The following is a 2,052-nucleotide window of genomic DNA, read 5'->3' as shown; positions in this document are numbered from 1 at the left end:
TCAAGACTAAAAACAGCAATGGTCAGGACACTGTCGCGTACTATCACCATGACCAACGCTGGGCGCCGTTGCAGGCAACCGACCGGGCCGGCAACATCGTCTGGGCGGCCAGTTACGATGCATTTGGACGGGCTCAGATAACCAGCCCTGCAGCAGGCGGTGCGCAGCCGACCATCGTGTCGAACCTGCGTTTGCCAGGCCAGATCGAGGATGCGGAAACTGGCCTGTACTACAATTACCACAGGGATTACGATCCGCAGACCGGGCGATATATGCAGGGCGATCCGATTGGGCTAGGCGGTGGCATCAATACCTATGCGTATGTAGGCGGGAACCCGCTAAGCAGCATCGATCCGAACGGATTGGAGGGGAGGCCGCCAAATACGGTTCCACAACCGAAATATATCCCCGGCTCGGTTAGTGCAGCAGTAAAAAAATATCTTTGCAAACTGATCAAGGAATGCAACGGAGATCTGAACTGCGTGTATCGTCGTTCAAATGAGGATAGGCGCGGGAACGTCCCGGAAGGTGCAAAGCCAAATCCAAAAACGTGGAATGATCCAACTTTAAGAAACGCTGAAAATTGGGCGGCGGCGGCATCTGGCGATGCCCTTCCTGTGCCTGCGATTACTGACACCCGATTCGGCATATATTCTTATCAAAAAATTGTTAAGCCTTATGTCTATCCGCTGTTCGGAAAGCGTACTACGACACCATCCGACGATGCCCTTTTGGCAGGCTATGCAGGTCTCGACTGGAAGGATAAGAATCCAGCTGAGGCGAAGCAGGCAGCGACTAAGTGGGGATGCGATGATTGTGACAAATAGTCACTGCGAAATGCTTAAAAATCATTGATCCCCGTAGAGAATGCCCTCGATGGCGTTAACATGACACACGAATTTACCTGTACCACGGCTAAGTGAGCTAACGATGAGTGCTGCACAAAACCCATCAAGAAAAATTGTTCGCATCTTATTGATAGCAGTTGCTGTCATTATTTTAATGCCGGGAATTTTCCTTGCATTCATATGGTACGCAAACGTGGCCGCTGAAAAAAATGCGCGTATGTTTTGCGAAGGCATTCCGATTGGTTCCGATATATCATTGGAAATTGCAAAATTCGAGGAAGCGATAGGTTATAAGAAAAAGCCTGGTGGGAAGGTTTCTGTGCATCATTACGGCTTTCCTCAGAAGGGATTTTCCAAGGATAGGCACACTTTCTTATTTGACGGATTTATGTTTGACAAAGGGTACTGTGAGGTTACGCTCAACGCTGCCGGAAAAGTGATGTCGAAGAATTCGTCCATGCAATATGACTAGGGCGTCAGCAGGGTGTACCCGGCGCCAACGATACATCGCGGTCGTTACATTTCTACCATAATCAATGCAGCTCAGCCAGTCACTTTTCGCTTGGCGAATGAACGTCTCATTTTGCTCCAATGAAAACTAAATCTCATAAAAGCATTGAAATTGGGAATTATTTTCGATAAGATTTCCTGGTTGCACTATTGTTATTTTTGATAGTGCGATGGCTTCCGTCGGTATCGCTGACGCACTCGAGAGTTTGTAAGCTGTCGCGTCACACTGAAGATGCACGCGGGTCGTCCTGCCACCTGAGGGAACAGTCATAGCGCTCGGAAATGACGTCGCTGACCTTGCCGGGTGCCGTTTCCGGGCCGTGTGATTTGCGCGGCGTCCTTGGTTCTTCACTGCAACACGACATGCCTTATGCCGCGTCGCCTGGATCTGTCCCGTCAAAGCGCAGCAATGGATGGCCCCTAAAGAAACACAAAGATTGATGCCTTCCCTGGGCGCGTTTCGGCGCGCCTTAATTCATCACAATAAAAAGCACATGCCCCAGACCAGCCCTGCTGTATTTCGAATGTCGCGCCGCCTCCTCGGCGCGCTTGCCTGCATCACTTTTTGCATGGCAACGACATCTGTCTTCGCCCAGCAAAATGTGTCCCCGAACGGGCTGTCGATCTCGATCCCCAACGGCAGCGCGACCATCGCGGTGGACGACATGAAACTGTCGAGCACGGCAGGAGCGGT

3 protein-coding genes are annotated in these 2,052 nt (G+C 50.9%); 2 read left to right on the top strand and 1 reads right to left on the bottom strand.

All coding sequences use genetic code 11. From position 1 onward, the window contains the following. Both F1735_RS33185 and F1735_RS33180 read left to right on the top strand, forming a co-directional pair. Positions 1 to 827 (top strand): RHS repeat-associated core domain-containing protein (locus F1735_RS33185; RefSeq protein ID WP_187364428.1); only part of this gene is annotated, 827 nt, incomplete at its 5' end. Positions 828 to 930: 103 nt separating this feature from the next. Further along, positions 931 to 1,320, top strand: coding sequence for a hypothetical protein (locus tag F1735_RS33180; protein ID WP_167241217.1), 390 nt, complete (start codon positions 931 to 933; stop codon positions 1,318 to 1,320). Between the two features lie 516 nt (positions 1,321 to 1,836). On the opposite strand, the gene F1735_RS33175 is transcribed toward F1735_RS33180, so the two are convergent. Beyond that, on the bottom strand, positions 1,837 to 2,052 hold a 216-nt coding region (locus tag F1735_RS33175), incomplete at its 5' end, for a hypothetical protein (RefSeq protein ID WP_167241215.1).

Source organism: Massilia genomosp. 1, assembly GCF_011682185.1.
GTDB classification, from domain to species: domain Bacteria; phylum Pseudomonadota; class Gammaproteobacteria; order Burkholderiales; family Burkholderiaceae_D; genus Telluria_A; species Telluria_A rubra.
Note: the sequence above shows the minus strand (reverse complement) of the source record. Positions and strands in the feature narration are given on the sequence as shown.